We start from the raw sequence: 25,571 nt of genomic DNA, 5'->3' as shown, positions 1-25,571 counted from the left end.
ATAAATAGCTGCCAGCGCAGGTGTTACTTGCGCTGGGGGCATTTTTTATCTATAAGATGCGCGCCAGGTACTTGCCAGTATGGCTGGCGGGATTGGCGGCTATCTGCTCCGGCGTGCCCACGCCCACCACGGTGCCGCCACCGGCACCGCCTTCGGGCCCCATGTCGATCAGCCAGTCGGCAGTCTTGATCACGTCCAGGTTGTGCTCGATCACCACGATGGTGTTGCCCGCGCTGCGCAGTTGGTGCAGCACTTTCAGCAGCAGGGCGATATCGGCAAAGTGCAGGCCGGTGGTGGGTTCGTCCAGGATGTACAGCGTGCGGCCGGTATCGCGCTTGCTGAGTTCCAGCGCCAGCTTGACGCGCTGGGCCTCGCCGCCCGATAAGGTGGTGGCCGACTGGCCCAGCTTGATATAGCTTAGACCCACGTCCAGCAGGGTGTGCAGTTTGCGGGCGATGGTGGGCACGGCCTTCAGGAATTCGTACGCAGCCTCGACCGTCAGCTCCAGGATCTGCGCAATGTTTTTGCCCTTGTACTGCACCTCCAAGGTCTCCCGGTTGTAACGCTGGCCTTTGCACACGTCGCAGGGCACGTACACATCGGGCAGAAAGTGCATCTCCACCTTGACCATGCCGTCGCCCTGGCAGGCTTCGCAGCGGCCGCCGGCTACGTTGAAGCTGAAGCGGCCTGCGCCGTAGCCGCGTTCACGCGCCATGGGCACTTCGGCCATCAGCTCGCGGATGGGCGTGAACAGGCCGGTATAGGTGGCTGGATTCGAGCGCGGGGTGCGGCCAATCGGCGACTGGTCCACGTTGATGACCTTGTCGAACTGCTCGATGCCGATGATTTCCTCGTGCTCGGCGGGTTCGTTGTGCGCGCGGTAGAGCTGGCGCGCCACCGCTGTGTAGAGCGTGTCGTTGACCAGGGTGGATTTGCCCGAGCCCGACACACCGGTCACGCAGGTCAGCAGCCCTACCGGGAAGTCCACGTTGACGCCCTTGAGGTTGTGCCCCTTGGCACCCACGATGGACAGCCAGCCTTCGCCTGGGGCGGGCTGCTTCTGTGTGTGGCGCTCGGTAGGCACCTCGATCTTCAGCGTGCCCGCCAGGTACTGGCCGGTCAGTGAATCCGGGTTGGCCTTGACTTCGTCAAACGTGCCCTGGGCCATGATGCGGCCGCCGTGCACGCCCGCACCGGGGCCGAGGTCGATCACATGGTCGGCGGCGCGCATCATGTCTTCGTCGTGCTCGACTACCAGCACGCTGTTGCCGATGTCGCGCAGGTGCTGCAGCGTGGCAATGAGACGGTCGTTGTCACGCTGGTGCAGGCCGATGCTGGGCTCGTCCAGCACGTACATCACGCCTGTCAGCCCCGAGCCGATCTGCGAGGCCAGGCGGATGCGCTGCGACTCGCCGCCGCTGAGGGTTTCGGCGCTGCGGTCCAGGCTCAGGTAGTTCAGGCCTACGTCGTTCAGGAACTTCAGGCGCAGACCGATTTCACGCACGATCTTGCCGGCAATCTCGCCCTTGGCGCCGCCCATGGTCAGTTGCTTGAAGTACTCGAAGCTTTCGCGCAGCGTGGTGTGGCTGATCTCAAATATCGCGCGTGCTTGCGTGCCTTCACCCACTTTGACGTGGCGCGCTTCGCGGCGCAGGCGCGAGCCATTGCAGCCGGCGCAGGGTTGGCTGGTGCGGTAGCGGGCCAGGTCTTCGCGCACCAGGTTGGAGTCGGTCTCGCGGTAGCGCCGCTGCATGTTCGGGATGATGCCTTCGAACGGGTGCTTCTTGCTGACCTTCTTGCCCTGAGAAGCGCCCGAGTCCATCACATAGCTGAACTTGATGTCCTCTTCGCCCGAGCCGTACAACAGGGCTTGCTGTACGGGTGCGGGCAGGGATTCAAAAGCCGCTTCGATGTCGAATTGGTAGTGCTTGGCCAGGCTTTCCAGCATGGCGAAGTAATAGCCGTTGCGCCGGTCCCAGCCCTTGATGGCGCCACTGGCCAGGCTCAGCGACGGGAAGGCCACGACCCGTGTCGGGTCGAACAGCTCTTGCATGCCCAGCCCGTCACAGGTAGGGCAGGCTCCGACGGGCGAGTTGAACGAGAACAGGCGCGGCTCCAGCTCGGCGATGGAGTAGTTGCACACCGGGCAGGCGAACTTGGCGTTGAACAGGTGTTCCTGGCCGGATGCCATCTCCACCACGATGGCCTTGCCCTCGGCCAGGCGCAGCGAGGCTTCGAAGCTTTCGGCCAGGCGCTGGCGCTGGGCGGCTACGGCCTGGGGCTCGCTGTCCCCATGCACTTTGACGCGGTCTATCACCACGTCGATGTTGTGCTTCTCGGTCTTTTTCAGCTTGGGCAGCTGGTCGAACTCGAAGGTTTCGCCATCCACCCGGAAGCGCACATAGCCCTGGGCCTGCATCTCGGTAAACACGTCGGCGTATTCGCCCTTGCGCTCGCGCGCAATCGGGGCCACCACCATCAGCCGGGTGTCCACCGGCAGCGCCAGCACTGCGTCCACCATCTGGCTCACCGTTTGGGCCTGCAGTGGCAGGTCGTGGTCAGGGCAGTAGGGTGTGCCGGCGCGGGCGAACAGCAGGCGCAGGTAGTCGTGGATCTCGGTCACCGTACCCACGGTGGAGCGCGGGTTGTGGCTGGTGGCCTTTTGCTCAATGGAGATGGCCGGGCTCAGGCCTTCGATCAGGTCCACATCCGGCTTGTCCATCAGCTGCAGGAACTGGCGGGCGTAGGTGCTCAGGCTCTCCACATAGCGGCGCTGGCCTTCGGCGTACAGCGTATCGAAGGCCAGGCTGGACTTGCCCGAGCCGCTCAGACCGGTGATCACCACCAGCTGGTTGCGGGGGATGTCCAGGTCGATGTTCTTCAGGTTGTGCGTGCGGGCACCACGGATGCTGATGCGCTGCAGTTGCAGGGCATTGCGCAAATAAGTGCCTTCAGACGAGGCTTCGGGGTGAGCTGGGTTCAAAGTGGGCCGGCCTTGGGAGAGATCAGTTGCAGGCCAGGGCTTGCGCCCATGGAGCCTGAGAGCGAGAGTAAACCCGCCATGATAGTGAAGATCAGGGAGAATCGCACACTTCGTGCTTGCTCTTGTCCATGGTGTCTTGCGTGTCCCAGCCTTCTGCTTCCATTTCTCCTTCTGTTTCAACGTCTGCTGCGTCTGCAGCCATGACACCGCTGGAGCGGCGTGCCAGTGTGTCGTTGGCATGCATTTTTGGCTTGCGCATGCTGGGTCTGTTTCTGGTGCTGCCGGTATTTGCCTTGGAAGCCGCCAAGTTCCCCGGTGGCGATGACCCTGCCCGGGTGGGCATGGCCATGGGGATTTACGGGCTGACCCAGGGTTTGCTGCAGTTGCCGTTTGGCATGGCGTCGGACCGCTTTGGCCGCAAGCGTGTGATCGTGTTGGGGCTGTTGCTGTTTGCCGCCGGTAGTTTTGTCGCCGCCTGGGCCGATAGCCTGACCGCGTTGACGCTGGGCCGAGCTCTGCAGGGTGCGGGGGCTATCTCGGCCGCCGTAACCGCCTTGCTGGCCGACCAGACCCGTGACGTGGTGCGCACCAAGGCCATGGCCCTGGTCGGCGGCAGTATTGCGCTGGTGTTTGCGCTGTCTTTGGTGCTGGCGCCGGCGCTAGATGCGGTGATTGGCTTGGGTGGGCTATTTGTCTTGACGGGTTGCCTGGCACTGATCGGCACAGCGGTGGTGTTGTGGGTCGTGCCGCCAGAGCCTTTGCAGCATGCATTGCAGCCGCGCGGCAGATTGTCTGAAGTGTTGTCGCATGCGGGCTTGCTGCGCTTGGATGCGGGGGTATTCATCTTGCATGCGGTGCAGCTGGCCATGTGGATGGCGGTGCCGGCTTTGCTGGTGCAGGCCGGGCTGGGCAAGGTGCACCATTGGTGGGTATATCTGCCAGCGGTGCTGGGCTCGTTCGTGGTCATGGGGGGCGGGCTGTTTCCCCTGGAACGGCGTGGTTATCTGCGGGCCGTGTTTTTGCTGGCGATTGGCCTGATTGCGTTGGTACAGCTTGGCTTGCTGTGGGCGGCTCAGGCGCCGCAGGTCAGCAGCCTGGCGACTTTATTGTTTCTGTTTTTCTGTGGTTTCAATGTGCTGGAGGCCAGCCAACCCAGCCTGGCGTCACGTTTGGCGCCGGCCCATGTGCGTGGCACTGCATTGGGGGTGTACAACACGTTGCAATCTCTCGGTTTTTTTGTCGGAGGACTGGCGGGCGGCGCCTTGCTCAAGCACGCCGGGCCCCAGGGCTTGTTTGCGGTTTGCTGCGTGGCTATGCTGGTCTGGTTGCTGCTTGCCTGGCCTATGCAGGCTCCTGGCAAAGCATAATCTACCCCCTTAGAGGAAATCACCATGGCATCCGTCAACAAAGTCATCATCGTCGGCAATTTGGGTCGAGACCCCGAAGTGCGCACCTTCCCCAGTGGCGACCGGGTCGCCAACGTCACCATTGCCACCACCGAAACCTGGAAAGACAAGCAAACCGGCGAACGCCGCGAGGCTACCGAATGGCACCGTGTGGTGTTCCGTGGCGGTTTGGCCGGCATCGTGGAGCAATATCTGCGCAAGGGTTCGCAGGTGTATGTCGAAGGCTCTATCCGCAGCCGCAAGTACAACGACGCCTCTGGCATGGAGAAGTCAATCACTGAAATCATCGCCAACGAAATGACCATGCTGGGCAGTCGCCAGGGCATGGGTGGCCCCCAAGGTGGTGGCAATGATGGCGGCTATGACGACGGTGGCTATGACAACAGCCCACCGCCAGCTCCGGCCCGTCGCCCAATGGCACCCGCCGCCCGCCCTGCCATGGCTCCTCCGTCACGTCCACCCGCGCCAGCACCCGCTGCGCGCTCTTCGAGCGGATTCGATGACATGGACGACGATATCCCGTTCTAACCAGTTCTGTTGCGGCACCCAAGCTCAACTTTTAATCGCCCGTGTGCTCATAGCGTACGGGCATTTTTTTTGTGTGTTTATTTTTGCATCTGTCCCACAAATGGTGGATGTTTAAACTTAGCGCAGAGCACGGTATTACATCCCTGATTGTGCGGGTGTGGTGGAGGCGATAGCATGAAGTTAATGGCACCTTCTACACCCCGCTTGCTTTCACGACGTGTGGCCTTTGAATGGCGCTCCTTGGTGGTGGTGCTGGGCTTGGTCGGCATTTTCATTGCCTATATCTATACAGCCGAAGCAGACCGCGTCAATGCGACGGAGCGTGAGCGCTTACGCACGCAGGCCAATGTGGTCGCCAATGACATCCAGGGCAATTTGACGGTGGCTAGCCTTGCTCTGCAAGAGGTTATCAAGGACTACATGACGGGGCCTGGGCCAGTGCGTAGTCAAGAGCTTGCTATGCGTTTGCGGGCCTTGGTTGACGCCATGCCGGGCGTTCGATCCATGGTGGTACTGGATGCCAGCGGCATGTCCATTGCGGCCCACCGCACTGAGTACGTGGGCATGGATCTCAGCCACCGGGATTTTTTCAAGACTGTGCGCGACCAACCCAGTGTATCTACGCTATATGTCTCAGCGCCGTTCGTGTCCGTCCAGAAAGAGGTGGTGATCACTCTGGCTCGTATGGTGCCGAATGCCGAGGGGCAGTTCATGGGCGTGGTTTTTGCTACCCTGGACCCGGCTTACTTTGCAGGCATTTTTCGGCCGATCATGTATGCCCCGGATGTGTTGTCTTTTGTAATTCACGGCGGTGGCCTGCCTTTGCTCAGCTACCCGCCTGTAAAGAGTTTTCAAAGCTCGAATTTCACCTCAGCGGGCAGTCTCTTCAGCCAGCACTTGCAGAGTGGCCATATCAGCAGTGAGTTGACTGGTGCCTTGTTTCCAGGGGGCGGGGAGCGGCAGGTCGCCACCTATACCGTGCAACCGGCGGTGCTGGATATGGACAAGCCTTTGGTCGTCGGCGTCAGCCGTGAGTTGGCGGTGATCGCACAACCGCTAAGGCGCCAGGCCATCGTCTATGGTGTGTTTTATGCTGCCCTGGTTTTTTTGTGCAGCATGGCGCTGTATTGGACCCAGCTGCGTAGAGCGCGTATAGAAACGATGGAGGCCGAGCGTGACCGTGAACGCCTGGAGGCGGCCGATAGGTTGAAGCTGGCCTTGCGCGGGGCAAACTTGGGGCTATGGAGTTTCCATGTGCCTACCTCCGCACGTACTTTTGATGCGAACTCCTTTGCCATGTTGGGGCACTCTCCACAGGACATGGAGAAGGACCCGGACTTTTGGCGCAGCCGCATTTGTGAAGAGGATTTGCCGGCCTATATGGCTGCGAAGGAGCGCTGCATTGACGGCAGCGTGCCCTTTTTTGAGGTGACTTACCGTATCCGGCACAAGCTGGGTCACTGGGTTTGGGTGATGTGCCGGGCCCAGGCGATTGCACGGGACGGTGATGGCCGGGCCATCACCATCATGGGAACGCACATGGACGTCACGGCGGCCAAGCTTGCCGAGCAAGAGGTCTTGCGCACCCGCAATGAATTACAGGCCGTGTTCGAAAACATGGCCGATGCTGTGTATGTCTTGGATCGCCAGCACCAACTGGTGCGCAGCAACCGCGCGGCGCGTTCGCTGTGGGGTCTATTTGACGAGGACACGCCATTTGAAGAGCTGATTACGAGCATTGACGTATTCCTGCCCAACGGCGACATACTTTCTCCAGAAGAGTGGCCCAGCCATCGCGGCCTCCATGGTGAGTACGTGCAGGATTTCCAGATGAAAATTCAGCGCAAAGGCTCGGACAAAGCGATCTACATGGAGCTGAATTCGGCGCCTATCCTGGACGAGGCGAAGCAAATTGACCAGCTCATACTGACCTGCCACGACACAACGGAACGTCGGCTGACCAATGCCCTGCGGGAGAGCGAGGCAAGGTTCCGAACCTTGATTGAAGATGCGCCACTGGCGATTGCGATTCTTCGGGCAGGTCGCTTTATCTACGCGAATCCGCGTTACCGCCGTTTGCATGGCTACGAGGATTCGGACAACCTTGTCGGCTCTATGTGGAGCACCATGATTGCTCCGAAATCGCGGGCTGACCTGCTGGTCGAGGAAGCCCGCGTCAACGAGGACTCGCCCATAGAGCAGATGTTTGAGGCAATGAGCCTGGGTAAGGACGGGCGGTTGGTATCGGTATTCAAGACCACAACCCGCGTTGACCTGGCCGATGGGCCGGCCACGCTGGTGTTCGCCCAGGATATTTCGGCCCAGAAACAGGCGGAGGCAGCACTGTTGCAGGCCCGCGATGTGGCAGAGGCGGCAAACCGCAGCAAGGCTGAATTCCTGGCAAATATGAGCCATGAAATACGGTCGCCGCTGAATGCGATCCTGGGCCTGGCCTACCTGCTGGAGCAGGGGCGGCTGGAGCGGGACGCGCTGGACATGGTGCGCAAGATACGCGGCTCCGGGCGCTCGCTGCTGGGCATCATCAACGACATCCTGGACGTCTCCAAAATCGATGCCGGCCATATGGTGATTGAGCAAACGCCATTCCGGTTGGGTGACGTGATGGACAACCTGGCCGGCACCATGGGCATCAATGCCGGGGACAAAAATATCGAATTGGTGATTCAGCCGCTGCCTCCTGGCGTATCTGTCGTCAAAGGCGATGCCTTGCGGCTGGAGCAGGTGCTAACCAACCTGACCAGTAACGCCATCAAATTCACCCATGCGGGCAGGGTCGAGGTGCGTACCGAGTTGTTGTCCATGTATGACAACAAGCTCGTCCTGCATTTTTGCGTCAAGGACACCGGCATAGGCATTGCGCCGGCATTGCAAAAAGACGTTTTCTCTGCCTTCACCCAGGCCGATAGCTCCACTACGCGCCGCTACGGCGGTACTGGATTGGGGCTGACCATCTGCCGCCAACTGGTGGGCTTGATGGGTGGCGAGATTGGGCTGACCAGCACGCCAGGGGAGGGCAGTGAATTCTGGTTCACATTACCTATGCAGCAGGTGCCCCATACCGACTTTTCGTCGCCCGACATGGTGCGCATAGATGCCCTGGTGGCGGATGACAGCGAGATCGCCTTGCAGGCCGTGGTGGCGATTGCCCAGGGCCTTGGCTGGCAGGTGGATGCGATGGACTCTGGCGAGGCCGTGCTGTCGCAGGTGCTGGAGCGCAAGAGTGGCAAGCTTCCCCATGTGGTGGTCTTGGACTGGAAGATGCCGGGTCTGGACGGGCTGGCCACTGCGCGCGCCATACGGGCCAGCGTGCCGCCCGACGAATGCCCCATTGTGATCATGGCCACCGCCTACTCTCTGTCCAGTCTGGCCAGCCAACCGGGAGCAGAACTGGTGGATGCGATCCTGAACAAGCCAGTGACTACCTCGACCCTGTACAACGCCGTCATCGAAGCGCAGCGCCGGCGGGCTGCCACAGTGGGCATACCGCATGCGATGCAGCAGGCGGAAGGGCGCAATCTGGTGGACGTGCGGGTGCTGGTGGTGGACGACAGTGACATCAACCGCGAGGTCGCGCAGCGCATTCTGGCGGACCAGGGTGCCATCGTGGCATTGGCCGAAGACGGCGAGGAAGCGTTGAAGTGGCTCATGGCACACCCTGACGAGGTGGATCTGGTGCTGATGGACGTGCAAATGCCCGTCATGGACGGGATCGAAGCTACACGCAGGCTGCGCCGTGTTCCCCATTTCAAGGACTTGCCGGTGGTGGCGCTGACGGCGGGAGCCTTCAAATCGCAGCAGGAAGCGGCATTTGCTGCGGGTATGACAGAGTTCATCAGCAAGCCCTTTGACGTACCGTCCACCATTGCCTTGATCCAGCGGCTGCGTCGCCGCCCGCAGTCGCGCAAGCCTGCTGATACCGATGCCGCAGCAGTTCCTCTGCTTGTGCATACCGAAATGCCCGCACCTGCGATTTTGAATGTGATGGATGTTGCCCAGGGTCTGCAGCTCTGGTCTGACGTCAATATTTACCGGGGCTACCTGCGGCGTTTTGTGGACAGCTATGGTGGCGCTGTTGCCGTGATGAATTCCAGCCTGGCAATTGCGGACCGTTCCGCCGCCGCCGCTCTGGCGCACAAACTGATGGGGGCGGCGGCGAACATGGCGTTGCCCGAAACCGCCCGTCTGGCAGGTGAGGCCGAGCGCGTACTGTCCGCTGGCTATGACCCCACCCACGTGCTGGCCCGCCTGGACGAGGCGATCAAAGACGCGGTGTATGCGATTGGCCGCTTTGTACCGCCTGTGGTGCCGGCCAAGATCGTGCCGCCGGCCGCAGCATCGGCGGCGGGCGAGCTCAATCTGAAAGATATGTTCCGGGCAATATTGGTGGCACTGGATGCTGATGACCCCACGCCGGTGGAGCCGTTGCTGGCGCAATTGGCGCAACAAATGCCAGCCCATGCGCTGGAAGAAATCCAGGCCTGCGTGCAGGGATTCGATTTTCGAGGAGCCGAGGCCGCCGTCTACACCTTGGCCCGGGTACAGGGTATTCCTTTGAAGGAGTAGGCCATGCTTTTACCCACCATTCTGGTTGTGGATGACGAACCCGGCAATTTGGCCGTGATGCGCGATATCCTGGCCAGCAGCTACAAGCTGGTGTTTGCACGCAATGGAATGGAGACCCTGGCGGCGGTGCAAAAACACCTGCCCGCCATGGTGTTGCTGGACGTGGGTTTGCCGGATACCAATGGCTACGACCTGTGTCGGCAGATCAAGCAAACCGACCCCACCCATGCGGTGCAGGTGATTTTTGTTACGGGCTATACCGATGTGGCGCACGAGGCTGCAGGCTTTGATGCCGGTGGCGTGGACTACATCGTGAAGCCGGTATCGCCGCCGATTGTGCGAGCCCGTGTGGCCGCACATTTGTCTTTGGTGCGGGCTACTGCGCTGGAAAAGAGCTACCGCGAAGCCGTATTGATGCTGGGCCAGGCCGGGCATTACAACGACACCGATACTGGCTCCCATATCTGGCGTATGGCGGCGTACGCCCGTGCCTTGGCCCAGGCCGTGGGCTGGGATACCGAAAGCAGCATGCAGCTGGAATTGGCTGCGCCCATGCACGACACAGGCAAGCTGGGTATACCGCATTCCATCCTGCGAAAACCTGGACCGCTGAGCAACGAGGAATGGGAGGTCATGAAGACCCATCCCCAGATTGGTTACGACATCCTCAGTAAAAGCGACGCGCCGGTGTTCCAGCTGGCATCCGAGGTGGCATTGCGGCACCATGAAAAATGGGACGGCAGCGGCTACCCCGGCGGCTTGCGCGGGCGTGAAATTCCCCAGTCCGCGCGCATTGTTGCCCTGGCCGACGTGTTCGATGCCTTGTGCATGCGTCGTCCCTACAAAGAAGCCTGGACGGTGGAGCAGATCCTGGACTACATCCATGCCGATGCCGAATGCCACTTTGACCCGGAGATCGTGCGGGCTTTCAAGAGCGTTCTCCCAGAGCTGCTGGACATTCGGGCCCATTGGATGCGGGTCGAGGCTGGTTAATTTACGTGGCGCGTGCACCCGGGCGGTGCAATGGATGGCTAGAAACTGGCACAAAACTAGCTTAAACCCCAAGAAGCTGACCGTTTGGTTAGCTTTATAGTGGGTTCCCATGTCCATCCATCAGTTAGCCACGTATCCATGAAGCCATCTGATCCTTCCGTCGGCGTTGCCGTCCTGCCCGCCGTCGAGGTGCGTAAGGCGAACGTGGTTTATCCCGCCGCCGATGCGCCGGTGCATGCCTTGCAGGACATCGACCTGACGGTGCGCCAGGGGGAATTTGTCTCCTTGATTGGCCCCTCCGGCTGCGGCAAGACAACCTTGCTGCGTGCCATTGCAGACCTGGAGCCTATCAGTTCCGGCACCATGCTGGTGAACGGCGTCAGCCCGCATGATGCGCGCCTGGCCCGCTCCTATGGCTATGTGTTCCAGGCCCCGGCGTTGTTCCCATGGCGCACGGTGCTGGCCAATGTGGTGCTGCCGCTGCAGATCCAGGGTCGCGGCAAGGCCGAGAGCCAGCGCATCGCGCTGGAGCAACTGGAGCGCGTGGGCTTGAAAGGCTTTGAGAAGAAATACCCCTGGCAGCTCTCTGGCGGTATGCAGCAGCGCGTGTCCATCGCCCGTGCGCTGGCTTTCGAGCCACGTATCCTGATGATGGACGAGCCCTTTGGCGCATTGGATGAAATCACCCGTGACCGGCTCAACGAGCAGCTGCAGCAGCTTTGGCAGCGCGAGCGCCGAACCGTGGTGTTCGTTACCCATTCGATTGCCGAGGCGGTGTACCTGTCGACCCGCATCGTGGTCATGTCGCCGCGGCCAGGGCGCATCGTGAAGGTGATCGAATCCACCCTGCCCGATGCACGCCACCTGGGCTTGCGCGACACGCCGGAATTCATGGCCTTGGCGCACGCCGTGCGGGAGTCGTTGGCAGATGGTCACCATTAAACGCCGCTCCGCTTTCGATAGCGGCATACCCATTGCCACCGTGCTGCTGGCGGTGATCTTGCTTTGGTACGCAGGCGCCGTGTGGTTGAACGCACCCGGTGCCATCGAGCGCGTCATCACACCGCGCCTGGCGCCCGGCGCCAGCTGGACCTGGACCGATCTGGTGCAGACCACGTTGTCCATGCAGCGCCCGGTGCTGCCGTCGCCGCAGCAGGTGGCGCTGGACTTCTGGTCCAGCCTGGTTGATTGGCCGGTGGATTCGCCGCGCAATCTGCTGTACCACGTGGCCGTCACCGCCCAGTCCAGCCTGCTGGGCTTTGTGATGGGCACGTTGTTTGGCTTGCTGTTATCGGCTGGCATCGTGCATTCGCGTACGCTGGACAAGGCCCTGATGCCCTGGATCGTGGCTTCGCAAACCATTCCGGTGCTGGCGATTGCGCCCATCGTGCTGATCATTCTGGGCAGCCTGGGTTTCTCCGGCGTCTGGCCCAAGGCGGTGATTGCCATGTACCTGTGCTTCTTCCCGGTCACGGTGGCCATGGTGCAGGGCCTGCGCTCGCCGCAGAAGATCGACACCGAGCTGCTGTATACCTATGCGGCTTCGCCCTGGCAGGCCTTCTGGCTGCTGCGCGTGCCTGCGGCTTTGCCGTTCTTGTTTCCCGCGCTGCGCGTGGGCATCGCTGCAGGTCTGGTGGGTGCCATGGTCGCCGAGCTGCCTACCGGGGCGCAGGCCGGCCTGGGGGCCAAGCTGCTGCTGGGCTCCTACTACGGCAACACGGTGGCCATCTGGTCGGCCCTGTTGATGTCGGCCTTGCTCGGCCTGGGTTTGACTGCTGCCGTGCTGGGCGTGGAGCGCCTGGTGTTGCGCCGCCACGGTGTGCGGACGGGGGCTGCAGCATGAAGGCGCGCAGCCCGGTGGCCGTGGCTGGCCTGGTGCTCGTTAGTGCTGTGCTTGCTTCTATTTTTATAGCTACTAGCGCAGGTAAATCAAGCGCTGGCGGCCTTTTTTATCCTGGACTTTTGTTGGTGCTGGTATTGTCTGTGTGGACGGTGCGAGCCTGTGCCGCGTTGGATGGACGGGCCATTTACGGGATGCTGACGGCCGGCCTGTTCGGTCTGTGGCTGTTGTACTTCTGGCAGCTGCTGGTGACGGCATTCGAGGTGCCGCGTGTGCTGCTGCCCGCGCCCTGGTTCATTGCCCAGGCTATGGCCGATCAGTGGCCGGTGCTGTGGACAGACTTTGTGCAGACCGTGCTGAAGTCGGTGTTGACGGGCTGGCTGCTGGGCTGCGCCCTGGGCTTTGCCGTGGCGGTGGCGATAGACCGCCTGCCGTTTCTGCAGCGCGGCTTGCTGCCCATCGCCTCGCTGACCAGCACCGTGCCTCTGGTGGGTGTGGCGCCGATCGCGGTGATGTGGTTTGGCTTTGACTGGCAGTCCAAGGCAGCGGTGGTGGTGCTGATGACCTTCTTCCCCATGCTGGTGTCTACTCTGGCCGGCCTGAAGGCCGCGGGCAAGCTGGAGCGCGAGCTGATGTACAGCTATGCCGCCGGCTACGGCCAGACCCTGCTGGCACTGCGTCTGCCCAGCGCAATGCCCTTCATCTTCGGCGCGCTGAAGGTGAATGCCACTTTGGCGCTGATCGGTGCCATCGTGGCCGAGTTCTTTGGCTCGCCCACCGCGGGCCTGGGCTTTCGCATTTCCACCGAGGCGGCCAAGATGCATATGCCGTTGGTGTGGGGCGCGATTGTGGTTGCCGCCATCACCGGGTCGGCGGCCTATGCGTTGTTGGTGCAGCTGGAGCGGCACTTTGCGTTCTGGCATCCATCGGTTCGGTCTCGATAAATAACTTTCCCCACCTAGGAGTATTTGATGCAAAAACTGTCCAAGTTGAGTCAATGCCTGCTGGCCGCCGCGTTTGCGGTTGGCAGCCTTGCCGCCCAGGCACAAGAGAAGGTCACCGTGCAGCTCAAATGGGTGCCGCAAGCCCAGTTTGCCGGCTACTACGTGGCGGCCGCCAAGGGGTACTACAAGGCCGAGGGGCTGGACGTGACCATCAAGCCCGGTGGCCCGGATATTTCGCCGGTGCAGGTGATTGCCGGCAATAGCGCCGACGTCATCGTCAACTGGATGCCCGACGCGCTGGCCGCGCGCGAAGCCGGTGTGCCGCTGGTCAACATCGCCCAGGTGTTCAACCGCTCGGGCCTGATGCTGACCTGCAAAAAGGCCAGCGGCGTCAGCAGCCCGAAAGACCTGAAGGGCAAGACCCTGGGCGTCTGGTATGGCGGCAATGAATACCCGTTCCTGAACTGGATGGGCAAGCTGGGCTACAAGCCCGATACCGACATCAAGGTGCTGAAGCAAGGCTTCAACGTCGACCCGCTGCTGCAGAACCAGGCCGCCTGCGTGTCCACCATGATTTACAACGAGTACTGGCAGATCATCGACGCCGGCGTGAAAGAGAGCGACCTGGTCACCTTCTTCTACGAAGACCAGGGTGTGGCCTCGCTGGAAGACGGCTTGTATGTGCTCGAATCCAAGCTCAAAGACCCGGCCTTCGTAGCCCGCATGGGCAAGTTCCTGAAGGCCACCTTCAAGGGCTGGAACGACGCAGTGAAGAACCCCGAGGAGGCGGCCAAGATCGTGGTGGCCAATGACATGTCCGGTAGCGCCACCCTGGCCGTGCAAAAGCGCCAGATGGAGAACGTGGCCAAGCTGATCACCACCGCCAACACGGCGAAGATGGGCTATCTGGAACCCGCTGCCTATGAGCGCACCGTTAAAGTTCTGATGTCGGGCGGCAGCGCTCCGGTCATCAAGAAAGACCCGGGCGCCGCTGCCATGAGCCACGTGGTGTGGGACGCGGCCACCAAAAAGTAGTTGTCGGCCCACCTCCACTGCTTCCATCCGTTATGGTGTCCATTTTGCTTGCCGCAGCCCAGCATGGCCTGGGCTGGCGCACCAGATATCGTAGGGAAGTGGACAGGGAATGAGTCGATTGACAACCAGCACGGCGGATACCAAGGGCCAGATCCGCCAGGCCAATGAAGAGCTGATACTCGCCGCGGCAGAACGCGTGTTTGCCGGGGCGGGTTTCAGCGGCGCCACCATGGCGCAGATTGCCGAAGAATCCGGCCTGCCCAAGGCCAATTTGCACTATTACTTTGGCAACAAGGAGGCGCTGTACCGCGCGGTGCTGGCCCGCATCCTTGAGGACTGGCTGGCGCCCACCCACGGCATCACCCCCGAGGCTGACCCGAGCCAGGCGATAGGTGCTTACATCCGCAGCAAGATGGCACTGTCTGCTGCGCGGCCGCATGCGTCCAAGGTCTGGGCCAATGAGCTGCTGCACGGCGCCACCGTGGTGCGGCAGTTGCTGGCTACCGAGCTGCGCGCCACCGTGCGCGCCAAGGCCGCCGTCATCGACCAGTGGATTGCCGAGGGCAAGATGGCCCCGGTGGACAGCACGCACCTGTTCTTCACCATCTGGGCAGCCACCCAGACTTATGCCGACTTCGATATCCAGGTCAGCGCCGTGCTGGGTAAGCCGGCCCTGACCCGCAACGACCACAGCCGCGCCACTACCCATGTGCTGTCCTTGATACTGCGCGGTTGCGGCCTGAACCCGGACCCTGCGCCATGAGTTATATGGTGGCCGTAGGCGCATCGAATATGGACATTGCCGGCCACAGCAGTCAGGCCGTGGTGCTGGGCGACTCCAATCCTGGCCATATCGCTTTGGCCCCTGGCGGCGTGGCACGCAATGTGGCCGAAAACCTGGCGCGCCTGGGTAACCGCACGCGGCTGGTCAGCGCGGTGGGCGACGACACGCCAGGCCGCAGCCTGCTGAATGCCACCGCCGCTGCCGGCGTGGATCTGTGCGCCTGCTGGGTGCTGCCGGGGGAGGCTACCTCCAGCTATTTGTCATTGCACGGGCCGGACGGCGATATGGCCATGGCCGTGAACGATATGCGCATCGTGGCGCGTATCACGCCCGAGCGGCTGGCGCCCCTGGCCGCCGATATCGCCGCCGCCCAGGCCCTGCTGCTGGACTGCAATCTGACCGATGCGGCCTTGGCCTGGTTATGCACGCACAGCGCCGGTACGCCGATTTTTGTGGATACCGTATCCACCCACAAATGCCAGCGCATTGCCCCCTGGCTGCAGTATGTGCACCTGCTTAAGCCCAACCGGCTTGAAGCCCAGGCCCTGACGGGCTTGCCGCTGGACAGTCTGACCGACGCGCCCGCCGTGGCGGCCTGGCTGCACCGCAAGGGCGTGCGGCAGGTGGTGCTGAGCTTTGGTGTGCAAGGCGTGTTCTGGAGCGATGCGGATGGCAGCCAGGGTCTGCAGAGTGCGCCGCATGTCGCGGTGGTCAATGCCACCGGCGCGGGCGACGCGCTCATGGCCGGGCTGATGCATGCGCATGCCCAGGGTCAAACTCTGTCGGAAGCGGTGGACTTTGGCTCTGCCTGTGCGGCCCTGACGCTGGGCGTACAGGGTGCCAACCACCCCCAGCTGTCGCTGGCGCTGGTGCAACAATGGCTGTGCACGACCTGAATATGTGACCTAGAAAGATTTTGATGACGGCTATTCCTTTTCTCGACATCCATCCCGAAGTAGCGGCTGCCCTGGCCGCCAAGCACCCTGTGGTGGCGCTGGAGTCCACCATCATTGCCCATGGCATGCCCTACCCAAACAATGTGGCGACGGCGCTGCAGGTAGAGGCCGAGGTGCGCGCCCATGGCGCCGTGCCGGCCACCATCGCCATCGTGCAGGGACGTTTGAAAGTCGGCCTCAGCCCGGCGGAAATTGAACAACTGGGGCGTGGCGGCCGTGACGTCGTCAAGGTCAGCCGCCGCGACATGGCGTTCATCGTGGCCGCAGGCCAGACCGGTGCCACCACCGTCGCCTCGACCATGCTGATTGCGGCCATGGCCGGTATCCGCGTATTTGCCACCGGCGGCATCGGCGGCGTGCACCGGGGTGCGGCGCAGAGCTTTGATATTTCTGCAGACCTGCTGGAGCTGGCCCAGACTCCAGTTGCCGTGGTGTGCGCCGGCATCAAGTCGATTCTGGACCTGGGGCTGACGCTGGAATACCTGGAAACCCATGGTGTGCCCGTGGTGGGCTACCAGACCAATAATCTGCCGGCTTTCTACACCCGCGAAAGCGGCTTCAAGGTGGACTACCGGCTGGACACGCCCGACGCCATCGCCGGCGCCATGCAGGCCCAGTGGGCCATGGGGCTGCAGGGTGGCATGGTGGTGTCCAACCCGATTCCCGAGGCCTATGCCATGCCGCGCGCGACCATTGACGCAGCCATCGAGCAGGCGCTGCAGGAGGCCCGTGCCCAGGGCGTGGCGGGCAAGCAATCCACGCCGTTTTTGCTGGCCCGCGTCAGCGAGATCACTGGTGGCAACAGCCTGGCTTCCAACATCCAGCTGGTGTTGAACAATGCCCGGTTGGCGGCGGGAATCGCAGTCGCCTACCAACAGCGGGTGGCCTGAGCACCATGGTCTACCGCACGGTGCTGGACGACGCGCAGGGCCTCTCCATCGAGGCCCAGGCCGCCTATGCGCGCGACGGCGTGTTGGTGCTGGAAGACTTTGTGTCTGCGGCCCAGTGCCAGGCCTTGCAGACCCGTGCTTTGGAGCTGGTGGCCGAGCATGCGCCGCGTGCGCCCGGCACCGTTTTTTCCGCCCGCGACCAGCGCCATGCCAAGGACGCGTACTTTGCCGCCTCGGCCCGCGGCATAGGCGCGTTCTTTGAAGAGGGCGCGTTCGATGAGCAGGGCCAGCTGCAGGTGCCACTGGAGCGCGCCATCAACAAGCTGGGCCATGCCATGCATGACCTGGACCCGGTGTTCCAGGCCTTCTCGCGTGGCCCGCGTTTGCAGGCCGTGGCGGATGGTCTGGGCCTGGCAGATGCCCGGCTGCTGCAGTCCATGTACATCTTCAAGCAGCCAGGTATTGGCGGTGAGGTGAACTGCCACCAGGACGCGACCTATCTGTACACCGAGCCGCAGTCGGTGGTGGGCTTCTGGTTTGCGATAGAGGATGCGCACCGCGGCAATGGTTGCCTGGGCGGCGTACCGGGTGGGCACCGCCACGGGTTGAAGGAGGTATTCCGCCGCCAGTCCGATGGCGCTTTGCGGCTGGAGCAGCTGCAAGCCAGCGCGCAATGGGACATGGAGCAGCTGGAGTGGCTGGAGGTGCGCCAGGGCAGCTTGATAGTGTTCAACGGTCTGTTTCCGCACCTGTCAGAGCCCAACCGCTCGGCCCAGTCACGCCACGCCTATACCTTGCATGCGGTGGACGGGCGGGCGCATTATCCAGACAGCAATTGGATACAGCCGCAAGGCATGCCGTTTACCGGCTTTATGTAGGCATGGTTCCACAGGCATAAGGAGGACTGCATAGGCTCTTACACCCGCATACCACTTTTCATATTTTGCCTATAACGGGCACAATTCCTGCTGAATTGAAATGGCGCTACATTCTGCCCACTCAATTACAGCGGGTTCTTCGTCAACCACCACCCTGAAACTTAAACCAACATGAAAAACACACTCAAACTGGGCTTCTTGGCCGCCGCGCTGGTTTCCACCTTCTCCGCCTGGGCCGACCCGGCCATCATTTTTGATATGGGTGGCAAGTTTGACAAATCCTTCAACCAGAGCGCCTACGAAGGCATGGAGCGCTGGAAGAAGGAGACCGGCAAGCCCTACCTGGAATTCGAAGTCGCCAACGAAACCCAGCGCGAGCAAGCCATCCGCCGCATGGCCGAGCGCGGTGCCAGCCCCATCATTGGTATCAGCTTCAGCCAGGCCTCCGCCATGGCCAAGGTGTCCAAGGAATTCCCCAAGCTGCAATTCGCCATCATCGATGACGTGGTGGAAGCGCCCAACGTGCAGTCGGTAGTGTTCAAGGAGCATGAAGGCAGCTTCCTGGTCGGCATGCTGGCCGCTGAAGCCAGCAAGACCGGCAAGGTCGGTTTTGTGGGTGGCATGGACATTCCGCTGATCCGCAAGTTCCAGTGCGGCTATGAACAAGGCGCCAAGTACGCCAACCCCAAGGTAGAAACCTTTGCCAACATGACCGGCACCACCGGTGCCGCCTGGAACGATCCAGGCCGTGGTGGCGAGCTGACCAAGTCCCAGTTTGCCAAGGGCGCCGACGTGGTGTTCGCGGCTGCGGGCGGTACCGGTATCGGTGTTTACCAGGCGGCCAAAGACGCAGGCAAACTCGCCATCGGTGTGGATAGCAACCAGAACTATGTGCAGCCTGGCACCATGCTGTCCTCGATGGTCAAGCGCGTGGACGTGGCGGTGTACAACATCCTGAAGAACTACAAAGCCGGTGTGACCTCCTTGGGCTTGAAGGAAGACGGCGTGGGTTACTCCATGGACGAGTTCAATGCCAAGCTGGTGACGCCCGAGATGAAGAAGAAGGTCGATGCCGCCAAGGCCGACATCATCAGCGGCAAGATCAAGGTCGTGGACTACATGACCGCCAACGCTTGTAAATAGGCTCCCCCCCAGGCTCCACGCTGCGCGTTTCCGCCAACCCCCTGCAGGGGGCGAACCCAGTGGCCCGGCTGAGCCGGTTCCACGGGTTCTCTGGAGGGGCGCGTCGCGCAACCCGGCACCTCGGATTTCCATGACAACCCAACAATCTTCTGTGGTGGATGCGACCGCTGTGCACATGGCGGGCATCAGCAAGCATTTTGGCGCTGTGCGGGCCAATGACGGCGTGGACTTGCGCGTGCGTTCTGGCACGGTGCACGGCATCGTGGGCGAGAACGGCGCTGGCAAAAGCACGCTGATGTCCATCCTGTACGGCTTCTACAGTGCCGACAGCGGCAGCATCGAAGTCTTTGGCCAGCCCGCCCGCATCCGCAATGCGCATGAAGCCATAGCGCTGGGCATTGGCATGGTCCACCAGCACTTCATGCTGGTGGACACGCTGACCGCGCTGGAAAACGTCATGCTGGGTGCCGAGCCTCATGCACTGCTGAGCAAAGCTGAGAGCATCGTGCGCAGCAAGCTGGGTGCGCTGATGCAATCTACCGGCCTGCACGTGAACCTGGACGCCACGGTGGACCAGCTCTCCGTTGGCGACCGCCAGCGCCTGGAAATTCTGAAGGCGCTGTACCGTGGCGCCAAGATACTGATCCTGGATGAGCCCACCGCCGTGCTCACCCCACAGGAAACCGAACAATTGTTCGAGGTGCTGGCGCGTCTGCGCACGCAGGGTACCACCATCTTGCTGATTACCCACAAGCTCAAGGAAGTGATGCGCTTGTGCGACCATGTTACCGTCATGCGCAGTGGGCGCGTGGTGCATGAATGCGCCATTGCCCAGGCCTCGGTGGAGATACTGGCCGAAGCCATGGTGGGCCGCAAAGTGAATATGGGCCGCCAGGGCGATACGGCCGTCGAATTGGGCGCGGTGTTGCTGCAGGCGCGCGGGCTGGTGGTGCGTGACGCGCTGCAGGTGACCCGTTTGCAGGACTTTGACCTGAGCCTGCGCGCTGGCGAAATCGTCGGCGTGGCCGGCGTGGCCGGCAACGGCCAGAGCGAGCTGCTGGAGGTATTGTCCGGTCTGCTGGCCCCCAGCGCGGGCGAGCTGCAGCTGGGTGGTCGCAGCTTCACCCCAGGCCAGTGGCTCACCCCGGGCGTGGCCCGCAGCCTGGGCTTGGCCCATGTGCCCGAAGACCGGCATGCCCGCGCCATGGTGATGAATTTTGCCGCCTGGGAGTCTGCGGTGCTGGGCTATGAGGCTCTGCCCGAATACAGCAGCGCGGGGGGCTGGATGCGCCACGGCGCCATGCGCGCGGCCACGGCGGCCATGATGGAGCGCTTTGACGTGCGCCCGCGCGACCCGGCTTTGGTCAGCTCCAAATTCTCCGGGGGCAACCAGCAGAAGCTGGTGTTGGCGCGTGAGATCGGCCAGGCGCCCAAGGTGCTGCTGGTGGGGCAGCCCACGCGGGGTGTGGACATTGGCGCGATTGAATTCATCCACGCCCAGCTGCGCGCTATGCGCGATGCGGGCTGTGCGGTGTTGGTGGTGTCCAGCGAGTTGGACGAAATTTTGGCCCTGGCCGACCGTGTGCTGGTGCTGAACCAGGGCTGCGTTACGGGCGAGCTGCCGATTGCAGACTGCAGCGAGGCCCGACTGGGCCTGCTCATGGTGGAAACCAAAGAACAAGGATTGAAGGCATGAGCGCGACGAATACGGCCAAGCCCTTGCCGCGATGGGCCGATGTGTTCCTGCTGCCCGCAGTGAATTTGCTGATTGCGTTGCTGGTGGCCGGTGTGGTGGTGGCCCTGGTGGGGCAGAACCCACGCCAGGTGATGGAGGTGCTGGTGCATGGTGCCTTTGGCACGCAGCGGGGCTTAAGCTACACCCTGTACTACGCCACCACCTTCATCTTTGCCGGCTTGGCGGTGTCGGTGGCCTTCCATGGCGGCCTGTTCAATATCGGTGTGGAGGGCCAGGCCGTGGTGGGTGGGTTGGGCACGGGCCTGATTGCGCTGTGGCTGTCGCACAGCCTGCCAGCGGTGGTCATGCTGCCCCTGATGCTCTTGGCCGGCGCGCTGTTTGGCATGCTGTGGGCGGCCATACCTGGCTACCTGCAGGCCTACCGCCACAGCCATGTGGTGATCACCACCATCATGTTCAATTTTTTGGCGACCAGCCTGCTGGCCTATCTGCTGGTGAACCGGCTGAAACCGCCAGGCACCATGTCGGTGGAAAGCGCGCCCTTTGCCGATTCGGCCAAGCTGCCCGGCATGCAGGAGGCGCTGGCCTGGATAGGTATTGACTGGCCTTCGTCGCCGCTCAACGTCAGCTTGTTCCTGGCCCTGGCAGCGGCATTGGGTGTGTACTTTTTGCTTTGGCACAGCCGGGCCGGCTACCGCTTGCGGGCCGTGGGCTCCAGCGAAGGCGCGGCCTCTTATGCGGGCATCAATGCCAAGCACCAGGTGGTGTTTGCCATGGCCCTGTCGGGCGGGCTGTCCGGCATGATCGGCATGAACGAGATCGCTGGCGTCAATGGCAAGTTGCTGCTGGACTTCGTGGCCGGTGCCGGCTTCACCGGCATTGCCGTGGCCTTGATGGGGCGCAACCACCCGTTTGGCATCGTGCTGGCCAGCATCCTGTTTGGTGCGCTGTTCCAGGGCGGTGCCGAGGTGAGTTTTGATGTGCCCGGCTTCAGCCGCGACATGGTGGTGATGCTGCAAGGCTTCATCGTGATGTTTTCGGGCGCCATGGCCTATGTGTTTGCGCCCATGCTGTCGCGCGGCCTGGCCCTGCTGACCCCCAAGACCGCAGGAGCCCAGCATGGATGAAGCCCTGATTGCCGACCTGCTGGCGTCCACGCTGCGCATGGCCACGCCCCTGATCCTGTGCGCCCTGGCTGGCCTGCTGTCCGAGCGCGCCGGCGTCATCGACGTGGGGCTGGAGGGCAAGATGCTGTTTGCCGCCTTCATCGCCGGTGCCAGCGGCGCCGCCTTTGGCTCGGTCACGATCGCCTTGCTGGCCTCCATTGGTATCGCCGTGGCCTTGTCCTGGATGCATGGCTATGCATGTGTCAGCCACCGGGGAGACCAGGTGGTGTCCGGCGTGGCCTTGAACATCATTGCCACGGGACTGACGGTGGTGCTGGGCCTGGCCTGGTTCCACCAGGGCGGGCAAACGCCTTCCGTGGCCGACGGCGTGCGCCTGCATGCGCTGTGGCCCGGTGCGGCAGATGCCTTGCAAGGCATTCCGCTGGTCGGCCAGATCATCGGCCTGGGCCTGCTCAGCCACAACATCATGGTCTACCTGGCACTGGCCTTGGTGGCCGCCGTGTGGTGGCTGGTGTACCGCACGCGCTTTGGTTTGCGTCTGCGCGCCGTGGGCGAGAACGCGCACATGGTGGATGCCGCCGGTGTCTCGGTGCTGCGCCTGCGCTATACCGCACTGACGCTCAACGGCGTCCTATGCGGCTTGGCTGGCAGCTACATGGTGTTGGGGCAGAACGCCTCGTTTGTGCCGCATATGACCGCCGGCCGAGGCTTCATGGCCCTGGCCGCCATGATCTTTGGCAACTGGCGTCCGGTGCGCGCGCTGTGGGCCTGCCTGTTGTTCGGTTTTCTGGACGCCATGGCCATCCGTCTGCAAGGTGTCAGCCTGCCCGGCGTGGGTGAGGTCCCGGTGCAGGCCGTGCAGGCCTTGCCTTACCTGCTGACGGTGGTGCTGCTGGCCGGCTTTATCGGCAAGACGGCGGTGCCCAAGGCGCTGGGCCAGCCCTACGTCAAGGAGCGCTGAACCAGGGCGCTTTCGAGCTGATTCAAAAAGGGGTGTTCGCCAGTGGGGCGGACACCCCTTTTTTCTTGGCGCTGCACCCCATTTTCGTGCGCATAAAGCTGACCATTAGGTCAGATTATTGGCATGACACTTGCGTTGGAGGCTGCCCTTACAACACCTACAGGGAATCCTCGATGAAAGCTACTCCATATCTCGCCGCACTGGCCCTGGCCGCTGCGTTCGCGCCCGCTGCACATGCAGACGACGACTGGTCGTTCAAGGACGTCAGCGTCAACCATCTGGCCTGGACCGACCACACGCTGAACCAGACCGGCAAGGGCCCGTTTGGTGTGAAGAAGGACTTCACCTACCTGGAGCTGGAAGGCGGCATGGGCGGCAAGTGGGGTGATCTGTACGGTTTCTTCGACGTGGAAAACCCCGACAAGGACGCCCACAACGCGGGCGACTCCGCCATGGACCGCCGATACGCCATGAAGGCCGTGGCCCACATCAACATGACCGAGCTGGGCGGCGTGCCCGTGCAGCTATACGCGCACATCTACAACTTTATGGACGACGGCTTCCGCGATCAGAACAATGTGCTGGGCCTGAGTACCGCGTACTACAACGGCGGCTTCTGGATCAAGCCCTTCTTTGGCGCGCACTACGAGACCAAGACCGATCTCGGCACCCAGTTCAACGGCACGATGGCGGGCTGGGTATTCGGCTACAACTTCAAGGCCTGGGACCAGTCCTTCATGGTTTCCAGCTGGCATGAAACCGAGATGGGCCGCAAAGACAGCTACTTGGTCATGGCCCGCGACGGCGGCGTAGTCACCGCCAACAAGACCGCGCAAAACGGTGCCCTGTCGCTGTGGTGGAACGCCACCCCCCATATCACGACCGGCCTGTCCTACCGCTACGCCAAGAACAAGCTGGGTTCGGCTACGCTCCAGGACGCTTTCATCTACACCCTTCGCTACAACTTCTAAGTCAGCCACTTTTGCTATCGAAAAAATAGCTGCTAGCGCAGGTAAATACTGCGCTAGCGGCCTGTTCGGTGTAATGACTCTGTAGGCGCCGGGGGCAAGCCTCGGCGGCAGAGTCATTAAAATCGGCAGATGACAAAAACCACCACGATTGCCACCCACAGTGGCACTTTCCATGCTGACGACGTTTTTGGCGTCGGCGTTTTGATGGGTGTGTTCCCATCCCATTCCCTGCTGCGCACCCGCGATAAGGCCTTGATCGCCACAGCCGACTTTGTGGTCGACGTGGGCGGCACCTGGGACGCGGCGACCGGCCGCTTCGACCACCACCAGCGTGGCTTTGAAGGCGCGCGCCCAGCGCGGCTGGTAGACGGCCAAAGCGTGCCCGGCGTGGGCTATGCCAGTGCCGGCCTGGTCTGGTCGGCATTTGGCGCCGCCTATGTGCAGGCCTGGGCCCAGACCCATGGCCACAGCTTGGACGAGGCCGCCGTGGCCAGCGTGGTGCAGACCATAGACCATTCGCTGGTGCAGTACCTGGACATCGTCGACACCGGCCAGGGCGATGTGGCGCCCGGCATCTTCGGCCTGTCCAGCCTGGTCGCGCAGCTGAACACGCACTGGCTGGAAGAGCAGGGCCTGGACCTGGCCGCCAAGGCCCAGCTGCTGGAAACCCGCTTCCGCGAGGCCATTGCCATCACGCGCAAGTTTCTGGACCACGCGATCAGCAAGAAGGTGGCGCAGATCCGCGCTATGGACATCGTGCGCCAGGCGCCCCGCCTGCTGGGCGGCAAGCTGCTGCATCTGCGCGAGGGCGGCATGCCCTGGACCCGCGTGGTGGTGGACGAAATGCCCGAGGTGATGTTTGTGATCTACCCGGATTCCGATGGCAACCAGTACCAGATCAAGACCGTGCCGCTGGAAGTCGGCTCCTTCGACACCCGCATGGACCTGCCCGCCAGCTGGGCCGGCCTGCGCGACCAGGAACTGGCCGCCGTCACCGGTGTGCCCGACAGCGTGTTCTGCCACCTGAACCTGTTCATCGGCGGGGCCCGGAGTTTTGAGGGGGCGGTGAAGCTGGCGGAGCTGGCGCTGGCCGAACCCGTCTGATGGAAGCCCCGGCTAGGCCCACACCGCTGCAGCAAGTCCGTGCGGCGGTCAAAGCCAATCTGCTGCCTGGCATGGTGCTCTGGGCCGGCCTGGTGGCGCTGACCCTGGCCTACGCCTGGAGCCCGGCGGTGCAGGCGGGGCTGGCGCAGTGGGGGGCGGTCAAGCAGGCCGGGGGCTACCCGATGGCGTTTGCCACCTATGCGGCGTTTGCCGTGCTGGTGCCCGAGCTGCTGGGCATTGCGCTGCTGCGCCAGCCGCTGCGCCGCACGCTGTGGGCCGATATGGCCTACGCCACCCTGGTGTTCGGCTGCATCGGCATCACCGTGGACCTGTTTTATGCGCTGCAGGTCAGCCTGTTTGGCGAAGGCAATGACGGCCTCACCATCGCCAAGAAGATGCTGGTCGACCAGTTCGTCTATTCGCCGATGACCAACTTCGCCGTGATCGCCATGTTCGCCTGGCGCGAAGACGGCTTTCGCGCCAGCGCCTGGCAGCGTATCTTCTCGGCCGACTTTTTAAGCAGCCGTTACCTGCCGCTGCTGGTCGCCTTGTGGTGCGTGTGGATACCCGGTGTGGTGGCCATCTACCTCATGCCCACCGCGCTGCAGTTCCCCGTGGCCTCGCTGATCCTGAGCTTCTGGATACTGGTCTTCAAGTTCATCCGCAAGGGCTGATTGCTATTGAATTGGTAGCTGCTGGCGCAGATGGATATTGCGCTAGTGGCAGATTTCTTGCGTACATCTGCGGC

Annotated in this window: 21 protein-coding genes; 19 read left to right on the top strand and 2 right to left on the bottom strand. The window is 62.4% G+C overall.

Annotated elements, in window-relative coordinates; genetic code table 11:
- Window positions 1-49 precede the first annotated feature (49 nt).
- Together uvrA and AC07R0_RS12260 are read right to left on the bottom strand one after the other, a co-directional pair.
- Window positions 50-2,983, bottom strand: coding sequence for an excinuclease ABC subunit UvrA (gene uvrA / locus AC07R0_RS12265; RefSeq protein WP_495105024.1), 2,934 nt, complete (start codon window positions 2,981-2,983; stop codon window positions 50-52).
- A gap of 91 nt (window positions 2,984-3,074) precedes the next feature.
- A complete protein-coding gene (locus AC07R0_RS12260; protein WP_495105147.1) occupies window positions 3,075-3,242 on the bottom strand; it encodes a hypothetical protein in 168 nt (55 codons plus the stop codon).
- Between AC07R0_RS12260 and AC07R0_RS12255 the strand changes: the two genes are divergently transcribed.
- From AC07R0_RS12255 to AC07R0_RS12165, 19 genes are all read left to right on the top strand, one after another.
- Window positions 3,184-4,350, top strand: coding sequence for an MFS transporter (locus AC07R0_RS12255; RefSeq protein WP_495075701.1), 1,167 nt, complete (start codon window positions 3,184-3,186; stop codon window positions 4,348-4,350). The genes AC07R0_RS12260 and AC07R0_RS12255 overlap by 59 nt on opposite strands.
- Before the next feature lie 24 nt (window positions 4,351-4,374).
- Window positions 4,375-4,917: a single-stranded DNA-binding protein gene (gene ssb / locus AC07R0_RS12250; RefSeq protein ID WP_495075702.1), complete on the top strand. Its 543-nt coding sequence runs from the start codon at window positions 4,375-4,377 to the stop codon at window positions 4,915-4,917.
- A 174-nt stretch (window positions 4,918-5,091) separates the two neighbouring features.
- The gene (locus AC07R0_RS12245) at window positions 5,092-9,501 is read left to right on the top strand and encodes a response regulator (protein ID WP_495105023.1); all 4,410 of its coding nucleotides are present in this window, start codon (window positions 5,092-5,094) and stop codon (window positions 9,499-9,501) included.
- A gap of 3 nt (window positions 9,502-9,504) precedes the next feature.
- The gene (locus AC07R0_RS12240) at window positions 9,505-10,494 is read left to right on the top strand and encodes a response regulator (protein ID WP_495075704.1); all 990 of its coding nucleotides are present in this window, start codon (window positions 9,505-9,507) and stop codon (window positions 10,492-10,494) included.
- Between the two features lie 138 nt (window positions 10,495-10,632).
- A complete protein-coding gene (locus AC07R0_RS12235) occupies window positions 10,633-11,436 on the top strand; it encodes an ABC transporter ATP-binding protein (protein ID WP_495075705.1) in 804 nt (267 codons plus the stop codon).
- Window positions 11,423-12,337 carry an ABC transporter permease gene (locus AC07R0_RS12230; protein ID WP_495105022.1) on the top strand — a complete coding sequence of 305 codons (915 nt, stop codon included), beginning with the start codon at window positions 11,423-11,425 and terminating at the stop codon, window positions 12,335-12,337. Before AC07R0_RS12235 ends, AC07R0_RS12230 begins: the two co-directional genes overlap by 14 nt.
- 125 nt (window positions 12,338-12,462) lie before the next feature.
- Window positions 12,463-13,278: an ABC transporter permease gene (locus tag AC07R0_RS12225; RefSeq protein WP_495105021.1), complete on the top strand. Its 816-nt coding sequence runs from the start codon at window positions 12,463-12,465 to the stop codon at window positions 13,276-13,278.
- A gap of 27 nt (window positions 13,279-13,305) precedes the next feature.
- Window positions 13,306-14,313: an ABC transporter substrate-binding protein gene (locus AC07R0_RS12220; protein ID WP_495105020.1), complete on the top strand. Its 1,008-nt coding sequence runs from the start codon at window positions 13,306-13,308 to the stop codon at window positions 14,311-14,313.
- 109 nt (window positions 14,314-14,422) lie between these two features.
- Entirely contained in the window at window positions 14,423-15,076 is a 654-nt protein-coding gene (locus AC07R0_RS12215; RefSeq protein ID WP_495105019.1) for a TetR/AcrR family transcriptional regulator, read from the top strand.
- Complete coding sequence (locus AC07R0_RS12210; protein ID WP_495105018.1) at window positions 15,073-15,993, top strand: PfkB family carbohydrate kinase; 921 nt, start codon at window positions 15,073-15,075, stop codon at window positions 15,991-15,993. Before AC07R0_RS12215 ends, AC07R0_RS12210 begins: the two co-directional genes overlap by 4 nt.
- Before the next feature lie 23 nt (window positions 15,994-16,016).
- Window positions 16,017-16,943 (top strand): pseudouridine-5'-phosphate glycosidase, encoded by a 927-nt coding sequence (locus tag AC07R0_RS12205; RefSeq protein WP_495105017.1) that lies wholly within the window; start codon window positions 16,017-16,019, stop codon window positions 16,941-16,943.
- 5 nt (window positions 16,944-16,948) lie between these two features.
- Window positions 16,949-17,821, top strand: a complete 873-nt coding sequence (locus AC07R0_RS12200; RefSeq protein ID WP_495105016.1) for a phytanoyl-CoA dioxygenase family protein — start codon at window positions 16,949-16,951, stop codon at window positions 17,819-17,821.
- Between the two features lie 171 nt (window positions 17,822-17,992).
- The gene (locus tag AC07R0_RS12195) at window positions 17,993-18,964 is read left to right on the top strand and encodes a BMP family lipoprotein (RefSeq protein WP_495075713.1); all 972 of its coding nucleotides are present in this window, start codon (window positions 17,993-17,995) and stop codon (window positions 18,962-18,964) included.
- A 130-nt stretch (window positions 18,965-19,094) separates the two neighbouring features.
- On the top strand, window positions 19,095-20,660 hold the full coding sequence (locus AC07R0_RS12190; protein ID WP_495096235.1) for an ABC transporter ATP-binding protein: 1,566 nt from the start codon (window positions 19,095-19,097) through the stop codon (window positions 20,658-20,660).
- Entirely contained in the window at window positions 20,657-21,787 is a 1,131-nt protein-coding gene (locus tag AC07R0_RS12185; protein ID WP_495105015.1) for an ABC transporter permease, read from the top strand. Before AC07R0_RS12190 ends, AC07R0_RS12185 begins: the two co-directional genes overlap by 4 nt.
- Window positions 21,780-22,748 (top strand): ABC transporter permease, encoded by a 969-nt coding sequence (locus tag AC07R0_RS12180; protein ID WP_495096233.1) that lies wholly within the window; start codon window positions 21,780-21,782, stop codon window positions 22,746-22,748. Before AC07R0_RS12185 ends, AC07R0_RS12180 begins: the two co-directional genes overlap by 8 nt.
- A 173-nt stretch (window positions 22,749-22,921) precedes the next feature.
- Entirely contained in the window at window positions 22,922-23,719 is a 798-nt protein-coding gene (locus tag AC07R0_RS12175; RefSeq protein ID WP_495105014.1) for an outer membrane protein OmpK, read from the top strand.
- Between the two features lie 129 nt (window positions 23,720-23,848).
- A complete protein-coding gene (locus tag AC07R0_RS12170) occupies window positions 23,849-24,823 on the top strand; it encodes an MYG1 family protein (RefSeq protein ID WP_495105013.1) in 975 nt (324 codons plus the stop codon).
- Entirely contained in the window at window positions 24,823-25,497 is a 675-nt protein-coding gene (locus AC07R0_RS12165) for a hypothetical protein (RefSeq protein ID WP_495105012.1), read from the top strand. The genes AC07R0_RS12170 and AC07R0_RS12165 overlap by 1 nt, the downstream gene beginning before the upstream one ends.
- Window positions 25,498-25,571 lie beyond the last annotated feature (74 nt).

This window comes from Rhodoferax sp. GW821-FHT07F03 (assembly GCF_059418745.1).
Note: the sequence above shows the minus strand (reverse complement) of the source record. Positions and strands in the feature narration are given on the sequence as shown.

Coding starts and splice junctions, on each gene's coding strand:
- AC07R0_RS12255 (WP_495075701.1), top strand. CDS start 3,184: ATGACACCGCTGGAGCGGCGTGCCAGTGTGTCGTTGGCATGCATTTTT.
- AC07R0_RS12260 (WP_495105147.1), bottom strand. CDS start 3,242: ATGCGCAAGCCAAAAATGCATGCCAACGACACACTGGCACGCCGCTCC.
- ssb (WP_495075702.1), top strand. CDS start 4,375: ATGGCATCCGTCAACAAAGTCATCATCGTCGGCAATTTGGGTCGAGAC.
- AC07R0_RS12245 (WP_495105023.1), top strand. CDS start 5,092: ATGAAGTTAATGGCACCTTCTACACCCCGCTTGCTTTCACGACGTGTG.
- AC07R0_RS12240 (WP_495075704.1), top strand. CDS start 9,505: ATGCTTTTACCCACCATTCTGGTTGTGGATGACGAACCCGGCAATTTG.
- AC07R0_RS12235 (WP_495075705.1), top strand. CDS start 10,633: ATGAAGCCATCTGATCCTTCCGTCGGCGTTGCCGTCCTGCCCGCCGTC.
- AC07R0_RS12230 (WP_495105022.1), top strand. CDS start 11,423: ATGGTCACCATTAAACGCCGCTCCGCTTTCGATAGCGGCATACCCATT.
- AC07R0_RS12220 (WP_495105020.1), top strand. CDS start 13,306: ATGCAAAAACTGTCCAAGTTGAGTCAATGCCTGCTGGCCGCCGCGTTT.
- AC07R0_RS12215 (WP_495105019.1), top strand. CDS start 14,423: ATGAGTCGATTGACAACCAGCACGGCGGATACCAAGGGCCAGATCCGC.
- AC07R0_RS12210 (WP_495105018.1), top strand. CDS start 15,073: ATGAGTTATATGGTGGCCGTAGGCGCATCGAATATGGACATTGCCGGC.
- AC07R0_RS12205 (WP_495105017.1), top strand. CDS start 16,017: ATGACGGCTATTCCTTTTCTCGACATCCATCCCGAAGTAGCGGCTGCC.
- AC07R0_RS12200 (WP_495105016.1), top strand. CDS start 16,949: ATGGTCTACCGCACGGTGCTGGACGACGCGCAGGGCCTCTCCATCGAG.
- AC07R0_RS12195 (WP_495075713.1), top strand. CDS start 17,993: ATGAAAAACACACTCAAACTGGGCTTCTTGGCCGCCGCGCTGGTTTCC.
- AC07R0_RS12190 (WP_495096235.1), top strand. CDS start 19,095: ATGACAACCCAACAATCTTCTGTGGTGGATGCGACCGCTGTGCACATG.
- AC07R0_RS12185 (WP_495105015.1), top strand. CDS start 20,657: ATGAGCGCGACGAATACGGCCAAGCCCTTGCCGCGATGGGCCGATGTG.
- AC07R0_RS12180 (WP_495096233.1), top strand. CDS start 21,780: ATGGATGAAGCCCTGATTGCCGACCTGCTGGCGTCCACGCTGCGCATG.
- AC07R0_RS12175 (WP_495105014.1), top strand. CDS start 22,922: ATGAAAGCTACTCCATATCTCGCCGCACTGGCCCTGGCCGCTGCGTTC.
- AC07R0_RS12170 (WP_495105013.1), top strand. CDS start 23,849: ATGACAAAAACCACCACGATTGCCACCCACAGTGGCACTTTCCATGCT.
- AC07R0_RS12165 (WP_495105012.1), top strand. CDS start 24,823: ATGGAAGCCCCGGCTAGGCCCACACCGCTGCAGCAAGTCCGTGCGGCG.